7 protein-coding genes are annotated in these 8,264 nt (G+C 66.4%); 4 read left to right on the top strand and 3 right to left on the bottom strand.

Features of this window, described 5'->3' with window-relative positions; genetic code table 11:
• Positions 1-1,554 (top strand): PKD domain-containing protein (locus tag KF785_17160; GenBank protein MBX3148498.1); only part of this gene is annotated, 1,554 nt, incomplete at its 5' end.
• 30 nt (positions 1,555-1,584) lie between these two features.
• Here the strand turns inward: KF785_17160 and KF785_17165 are convergent.
• The 3 genes from KF785_17165 to KF785_17175 form a co-directional block, all read right to left on the bottom strand.
• Positions 1,585-4,077 carry a tetratricopeptide repeat protein gene (locus KF785_17165; protein MBX3148499.1) on the bottom strand — a complete coding sequence of 831 codons (2,493 nt, stop codon included), beginning with the start codon at positions 4,075-4,077 and terminating at the stop codon, positions 1,585-1,587.
• Positions 4,070-4,675, bottom strand: coding sequence for a sigma-70 family RNA polymerase sigma factor (locus tag KF785_17170; GenBank protein MBX3148500.1), 606 nt, complete (start codon positions 4,673-4,675; stop codon positions 4,070-4,072). The genes KF785_17165 and KF785_17170 overlap by 8 nt, the downstream gene beginning before the upstream one ends.
• 251 nt (positions 4,676-4,926) lie before the next feature.
• Positions 4,927-5,265 carry a DUF4282 domain-containing protein gene (locus KF785_17175; GenBank protein ID MBX3148501.1) on the bottom strand — a complete coding sequence of 113 codons (339 nt, stop codon included), beginning with the start codon at positions 5,263-5,265 and terminating at the stop codon, positions 4,927-4,929.
• Between the two features lie 226 nt (positions 5,266-5,491).
• On the opposite strand from KF785_17175, the gene KF785_17180 reads away from it, so the two are divergent.
• From KF785_17180 to KF785_17190, 3 genes are all read left to right on the top strand, one after another.
• Positions 5,492-5,887, top strand: a complete 396-nt coding sequence (locus KF785_17180; protein ID MBX3148502.1) for a hypothetical protein — start codon at positions 5,492-5,494, stop codon at positions 5,885-5,887.
• 268 nt (positions 5,888-6,155) lie between these two features.
• Positions 6,156-7,487, top strand: a complete 1,332-nt coding sequence (locus tag KF785_17185) for an O-acetylhomoserine aminocarboxypropyltransferase/cysteine synthase (protein ID MBX3148503.1) — start codon at positions 6,156-6,158, stop codon at positions 7,485-7,487.
• Positions 7,484-8,264: alpha/beta fold hydrolase (locus KF785_17190; protein MBX3148504.1), on the top strand; the 781-nt coding region annotated here is incomplete at its 3' end. The genes KF785_17185 and KF785_17190, both read left to right, overlap by 4 nt.

An 8,264-nucleotide genomic window follows, 5' to 3' on the forward strand; every position in this document is an offset into this window, starting at 1 on the left:
CCAATGTATGACCAGCACGACAAGCCGACCCGCGACGCCCTGGTGCTCGAGAGCATCGTGGCCAACGTACGGCTTACCGGACGCGCCAGTCTCGTCGCCGGAATCTCGAATGCCGGGTCCGGCGTGCCCGTGGCCGCTTCGGTGGTGTCCGGAACCATCGGCTCGCTCTCACTGGTCAGTCCGGCCACGACGGAACCGACCCAGGTAACCCTTGGGGTCGGCGGCATGGGCAACCTCATGCTGTCGCTGGTGGCCAATGGCGAGGCGCAGCCAGTTACCAATCTGGTGCCCCTCTCCTCATTTGTGTATGCAACGGAAGAGGCGGACAACCTGCTGGTCTCGCTTCGGCGAATGATCGATGCCACCACGGAGGCCGCTCGGGATGCGGTCAATCGTCAACTCGCTTCGGAGGCAGGCCTGCCCGACCTCAACGTCGAGATCCAGCACCTTCCCGAAGACACCTGGACCTCGGCGCAAGCCGCCACCGGCATCAACCTGGTGGCTCGAAGCCAGGCCGCCAAGTTGCGGGTGCTGGCCAACGCCATTTCGGTCCACCGCCCGGACGGCTCGGAAGTCGCTCGAACGGTTGGAGATGCGCTGTCGATCGCCGAGGACCTGGATCTGTCGTCCGAGCCGGCCGCAACTCAGGTCAGGCGGACGATCACAGCCTTTGCAAGCGGAGCTGGCAGCGCCATCAGACAAGTTGCAGTGGCGCAGGCCCGGGTAACGCTCGCGCCATTCAAGGTGGAGCCCGACGAGGTAACCCTCGAGGGCGACAACCTCCTGGTGGAACTGGAAGCGTCGGTCCCGCTCCCTCCCGCTGACGGCTACCTGATCGAGTGGGTCTGGGGCGACGGCGAAACCACCGAGTATGCCGGCACGACGACAGCTTCGCACCAGTACGACTCGACCGGCTCGTACGACGTCGTTGCGACCCTGATGGCGAGCGCGGATCGACGCAAGCTGGCAGTCGACACGGTTAAGGTGCGCGGCCCGCAACATGTCTGGATAGGTACGGTCACAGCACGAGCCGTATACACCACGCCCGGTCACCTGAAAACGCTCGTCACCGAGGCAACCAACCTTCGCTTCGAGCGCGCCGTGACTGACGAGTCGGGCCAGACGCGATACGACTTGACCGAGGGAACGCTACGAGTGTGGAATGAGGTGCCGTGCGCAAGCTACGTCTCGCCCGTGGTCCAGATTAGCTTGGCCGGCCAGACACGCCCTCAGTGGATCACGATCAGCGAGACGAACCCCGCAGGCGGCACCCAGCCAGGGCCAGGTCAATCACCGCTCTGGTATGCCGCGCACGGATCTGCGACTGGCATGCAGATTCTGAACAAAGTCTGCGCCTCGGACCTCTTCCCGAACCCGGAGGCATACGTGTTCGCGACAGGGGCGATCTGGCTAAACACCTCTAGCCTGACTGGCAGCGATTTCTGGCGAATGTCAACGAATCGCAACGTGCTCGAGGGAAGCTATACACGACTCCAGGATGACGTTACCACGACGTGGACCTGGCGGTTCGAGCGGGCCTCGGCTGACCAGTAACGGCAAAAGCGTGGCTGAACCTGGCAACGGCTACTCCACCTGCTCCAGCCACCGCCTGGCCCGGACCGTTAGTTCCTGATCCTCCCCCCGCTCGGCGCGCAGTGTGGCCACGGCGCGCCTGAGCAGGGCGAGTCCCTCCTCCCGCCGGCCCAGACGAACCAGGCAGTGGCCTACGATCGACTGGCCTGACGCGACCGCCCAGTGCCCCGGCCCCATCGCCGCGACCCGCGCGTCGAGCGAGGCTCGGGACACGGCCAGCCCCTGTCGATGGTCCTCTGGCCGATCCATCTGACAGAGGGCCGCACCGAGCACGTTCTGGAGATAGGCGGTGGTGGGATGACCGCTGGGCAACGCCGCTCGCGCCGACTCGAGCGGCACTCGCAATGTTGCAGCCGCCTGCTCGAACTTGCCCGTTGCCTCGTAGAGCGACGCCAGCGACCCCGCCGCAGTGAGGGTCGACTGGTGAGCAGGGCCAAGCGACTGCGTCATCAGCGCGATGGCGCGATCGAACGTCGTCTCTGCCTGATCGATCCGGCCGAGCTGCCGGAAGGCATTGGCCTGATTGACGAGGAGCGTCGCCAGTCTCGGTGCGCTGGCCCCAACACGCTCGACCAACCGGGTGGCCTCTGCGTACGCCCCTGCCGCCTCCTCGAGCCGACCGGGTTGATTGGCGAGCGCAACTGCGAGGTTGTTATAGACACCGGCCAGGCCGAGGGCCGCCTGCTCACCGTTGGCCTGGTGCAGCGCAACCGCGCGACGCAAGGTCGTCTCCGCGGAGGTATGGTCGCCCAGCTCGATGTCGAGCGCACCAAGCTGATTGAGCGCCCCCGCGAGTTCGGCCCAGGCGTTGTCCTCGCCGGATTCGAATTGTCGCACTGCCTCGGCCGCAAAGGTCCTGGCATCCTGCAGCCGACCGTCCTCGTGAAGGGCAAGTGAGCGGGTAAGGTAGATGGTGCCCGCCCGTGCATTCCCAGCCGCGCCCGATCCCTCGAGAATCGCAACGGCGGCACCGGTCATCCGATCCGCGCGATCGAGCTGGCCCCGCCCGGCGGCCACCTGACCAAGCGCGGACAAGACGTAGGCGCGCGCCGCAGGCTCGCCGCTCAACACCGAGTCCACCTCGGCCTCGGCAAGCCGGATCACATCATCGACGGTTTCCGCCGGCTCCGTATCACGCCACGGGTCGGCCGACCCGAGCACAGTCTTGAGGAACGTCACGGCCGATGCTGCCGTGGCCGCCTCGGCGCGCGCGAGGTCGCGCTGCCGCTCGGCGACACCGGCCTGCCAAAGAGCGGCAGAAAGTCCGCCGATCAGCAGTCCGACAATCGTTGCCGCAACGGCAAGTCCCTTCCAATGACGGCCCGCAAAGCGCGCGGCCCGGTAGGTCACTGTCGCAGGGCGGGCGTCCACGGGGGCACCCTCGGCGTAACGGCGCAGGTCATCGGCAAACGCCTGGACGGATGGATACCGTTCCGCCGGCTCTTTGCGCAGCGCCCGCAGCACGATGGCGTCGAGGTCTGCGGCACGACGGGGCAGCCGGGCTCCCCGGGCAGCCAGCACTGCACTGGGTGGGGCGGGAACCGCCTCCAGCACGATCCGCTCCGCTTCAGCCGCCGACGAGCCAGGCTCGATTCGGTACGGCGTCTCATCCGTCAGGAGGCGATAGAGCAGCACGCCGAGCGAGTAGGTGTCCGTCGTGGTCCCAACCTCGCCGCCGCGAAACTGTTCCGGACTGGCGTAGCCGGGCGTCAGCAGCCGTCCATCGGACTCCGCATCCGGCTCGGTCGCTGCCTGCCGTTCGAGCTCGGCAATACCGAAGTCCAGCAGCTTGGCTGTTCCGTCGGGCGTCACGAGAATGTTGGCAGGTTTGATATCCCGATGCACCACGAGGTTCTGATGGGCAAAGTTGACGGCTGAGCAGATCTGCGTGAACACATCGAGGAGGCGGTCGAGCGACGGCCGTTGCCGTGCGCTCCATACATCGATCATCTCGCCGCGGACATAGTCCATCACCAGATAGGGCAAGTCCTCCGCCGTGGTGCCGCCATCGAGCAGGCGCGCGATGTTCGGGTGCTCGAGCCGAGCCAGCAGGCGTCGTTCCTGGGCGAACCGACGAACCAGCTCGGGACTTCCGAGCCCATGTCGGATCACCTTCAGGGCGGCATGCTGCTCGAAGTCGACACCCACCCGATGCGCCCGATAGACTGTCCCCATGCCGCCGTGATGCAGAACCGCATCGACCTCCCAGCCGCCGACCTGCGTTCCTACCAGCGCCGAGGCCAGCTGAGCTGCCAGGACCCCCGCCACCTCGCCGACCAGCGGTTCTGCCAGAAAGGAAGGATCGGCGCTGTGTGCTTCGAGCAGACTCGCCAGCTCGGCGGCCAGAGCGGGATCACGCGCGCGGACCGAGGCGAGCAGCGCGTGTTGCGCACTGGAGTCGTCCAGTTCGAGCGCCTCCGCGAACAGCGCGGCAAGGGCATCCAGCGCAGCCCCCTGCTCAGGTCCGGACAACTGATCAGACATCGGAGCGCGCCTCGTCGAGATCGTGCCCATTGATCCTGGTGCGCAGCCAGGCGCGGCTGAACGCCCAGTCGCGCTTGACGGTGGGTTCCGACACCTGCAGCACCTCGGCAATCTCCTTGACCTCGAGACCGGCGAAGTAGCGCAGTTCGACGACCCGAGCCCGTCGCGGGTCGCCGGTCCGGAGCGCATCGAGTGCGGCGTCGAGCTGGATCAATCCGTCGGCGCGCTCAACCGACATCGCCTCTTGTTCCAGCGCGGCCTCGAGCGGGAGTTCCCTGCGGCGATCGCGACGCGCCGCAAGTCGACCGCGAGCGTAGTCCAACAGCACGCGGCGAATCACCGTGGCCGCCATGGCAAAGAAATGGGCTCGATTCTTCCAGTCGGTGGAGTCCTGCTTCGCAAGCCGGAGGTACGCCTCGTGAATGACCTCGGTAGCCTGGATGGTTACCGGAACACTCGACCGATGAATCTGACCTCGAACCAGCCGGCGAAGCTCGCCGTAGATGACGGCAAAGAGTTGATCACCAGCAGCGCGATCGCCCTCAGACCAGGCCTGAAGCAGAATCGTCACCTCTCCTGAGTCGGCTGGCAGGCTCATGGCGCAATCGGCTGGTGCGGGAAGAGGGAGGCCGGCGGGAGTGATGCCGAACGGAGGCAAACCGTCTGTCAGGCCAGTATAGTCCGGGCGAAGGGTTGTCGCCAGCGCACTCAGACCAGGACCGATCGTATCGATGACGACAGGCGGACGCCGCGGCCTGCTGCTGCAAGCGTAGGCGACTCGTTGGTTCCGGGAGCGTCGGGACGCGCGTCCGGCCGAACCGGCCCTACGCGTCCCGCCGTCTCCAGGGATCAGCGGTCGAGCGGTGATCCTCCCTCGCGCTTGACGGCTGCGGCAATCTCACCCAGATACTCGACCCCCCGGAACACAACGATCAGCATCTCCATCATGACGCGGGCGTACATCGCCACGAAAAAGAAGACGAGCACCGCCGCCGGGATCCCGATCAGGAGGCCTCCCGCCTTGCCGAAGAAGCCACTCCCCATGCCGAGCGCCGCACCGAGTACGGCCAGGGAAATGCCGCCCGCGACGACCAGCAACAGCGCGTACAGGATCCGCTGGATCTTGGGCGTGATGAAGTGCGAAAACGACAGATCGAACAGCGATGCCGCGATTCCTCGGTCGGTCATAGCGCCTCCAAGCTGGGGAACGAACTGGGGGGGGCGATCGGGGCGGCAGGCGCCGCCCCCTTCCTTAACGCAGAACGGCCCCGAGAACCGGCATCCCGCCCTTTGCGGGAGTCCGTGGCCGGGCGTTGGGTCTCAGACAATAGCGCCAGCTTCACGATCCGACGAGCACCCCATACCTTTCACGGTTCATCGCTCCACCCTGGACCCGAGACCGCGAGACGACCCGATGGTTCGACTGATCGCTGCAGTCCTGACGGCAGCCACTTTGAGCGCAACACCCACCGCTGCGCAGCAACCGCTTTTCGTCGCCCTGTACTGGAAGGCAAAACCGGGCATGGAGGCAGCGTACGAGAAGTACATTCGCGAGGTAGCCGAGCCGATCGATGCCGAGGCTGAACGGGACGGGGCGTTCGACGAACTCCGCACCTACAAGCCCGACACGCCAAACGGCGAGTGGACCCACCTCCGCGTCTTCCGCTTCAAGGACCGCGCCCAGTTCGACAGCTTTTCCGCCAAGATGGACGAGGCGGGTAAACGCGTCTATCCCGATCCCGCCACGCGACCCAAGTCCGAGCACCTTCGCGATCTCGTCAAACGCGAGGTCTGGCACGGGTTCCATTGATTGCGCCATCAAGGCGGGACCAGGCCGAAAACCGACCCCCCTTTACACCTCGATCCCGGACCGTTTCATTTATAAGGATGATCCGTACCCCTTCCTCCCGCACCTCCTCGACGTCGACCCTGTCGGCGGCGATGATGATGTGTTGTCGGCCCCTGCGGGGTCGGAGGATCGGTACGTAGCTACGTCGCTCGTCTAGCTTGACGCACTGGTACCGGCCCCGCCCCGCTTGACGCGGGGCTTTTTTGTTTTCATGAACCTCGAGGATCCGATGACCGCAGTAACCGACACCGCCGCGCCCGCAGATACGCCGCCAGCCTACGGGCTGGGCACTCGGGCCATCCATGTCGGCCAGGAGGCCGCCGACCCCGCCACCAACGCGCGGGCCGTCCCGATCTACGCCACGACGTCGTACGTGTTTGACAACGCCGAGCACGCGGCCGATCTCTTCGGACTCCGCCAGTTCGGCAACATCTACACCCGGATCATGAACCCGACCAACGACGTCTTCGAGCGGCGGATTGCTGCGTTGGAAGGCGGCGTCGCGGCGGTGGCCACGGCCAGCGGACAGTCGGCCCAGACGCTCGCGCTGCTCAACCTCGCCAAAGCGGGCGACTCGATCGTGGCATCCTCGTCGCTCTATGGCGGCACCGTCACCCTGTTCCAGAGCACCTTCCCGCGACTCGGCATCACGGTCAAGCTGGTCGACGGCAGCAACCCGGAAGCATTCCGCGCGGCCATCGACGCCACCACCAAAGCCGTCTACGTCGAGACCATCGGCAACCCCAGGCTCGATGTGCCCGACTTCCGCGCCATCGCAGCTGTTGCACATGAGGCCGGCGTGCCGCTCGTCGTCGACAACACCTTTGCGACTCCCATTCTCGCTCGCCCGATCGAGCATGGCGCCGACATCGTAGTCCACTCAGCCACCAAATGGATCGGCGGCCACGGTACCGCCATCGGTGGCGTGGTGATCGACAGCGGCAAGTTCGACTGGTCGGCATCGCCGCGGTTCAAGGAGTTCTTCGTCGACCCCGACCCGGCCTACCACGGGCTGCAGTTCGCGCCGACGTTCCACGAGATTGCCTTTGCCATCCGGCTCAGGGTGGTGCTCCTTCGCGACATCGGCGCAGCCCTTTCACCGTTCAACGCCTTTCTCTTCCTGCAGGGTCTCGAGACGCTGCACCTGCGCATCGAGCGGCACGTTGCCAACGCGCTGGCGGTGGCGCAGTTCCTCGAGCAGCACCCCCTGGTGACCTGGGTGTCCTACCCTGGCCTGCCCTCGCATCCGAGCCACGCGCTGGCCAAACGGTATCTCGAGGGTGGGTTCGGCGGGGTCCTGACCTTCGGCGTCAAAGGTGGTGAGGCCGCCGCGCGTCGGACCGCATCGGAGACGAAGCTCTTCTCGCTGCTCGCCAACGTGGGCGACGCGAAGAGCCTGATCATTCACCCCTGGTCGACCACGCATGAACAGCTGACCGCGGCCGAGCGGCAGGCAGCAGGCGTTTCGGCGGATCTCGTGCGCCTCTCGGTGGGCATCGAGGACGTGGCCGACCTGACCGCTGACCTCGACCGCGCACTCCGGATCGCCACGAGCGCATGACCGGTCGGACGCTTCACACTCACCGGATCGAGCGCTTCCCGCTCGACTCCGGTGAGGTGCTGACGGACGTGGTGCAGGCCTACCACCTGGACGGCACGCTCAACGCCGAGCGTGACAACCTGGTGGTCGTCCTGCACGCGCTGACCGGCACCCCGGACGCGGCGGGCGACTGGTGGTCGAGCCTGATCGGCCCGGGTCGAGTCGTCGACACGACCCGCTATGCCGTGCTGGCGCCCAACCTGCTCGGCTCCTGCTACGGCACCACCGGACCGGCCAATCGGGCCGAGCCGTTTCCCGCGGTTACGCCCCGGGATATGGCGCGCCTGGTTGGCCGGCTCGTCGACCGGCTCGGTGTCAGTCAGGTGGCCCTGATCACGGGCGGGTCGCTGGGTGGGATGGTGACGCTCGAATGGAACCTGCTGCACCCGCATCGAGCCCTGCGCACCGCCGTCCTGGCGGCGCCGGCGCGCAGCTCCGCCGAAACGCTAGGCTGGAATCACATCCAGCGCACGGCCATCGAATCTCTGGGCGACGCAGGAATGGGATTGGCACGAATGGTCGGCATGATGACCTTCCGCACCGAACAGGAGTTCGAGGCGCGCTTCGGGCCCGGCGCCCGCCGGACCTTGCCGGGTTATCTCGATCACCACGCCGCGCTGCTCAGGGCCCGCTTCCACCGCGGCAGTTATCTCACCCTGCTTGGTGCCATGGATGCTCACGATCTCGGCCGGGGCCGCGGCGGACTCGACGCAGCGCTTGCCAGGCTGACTGGTCGGG

Source organism: Gemmatimonadales bacterium (genome assembly GCA_019637315.1).
Taxonomy (GTDB): domain Bacteria; phylum Gemmatimonadota; class Gemmatimonadetes; order Gemmatimonadales; family GWC2-71-9; genus SHZU01.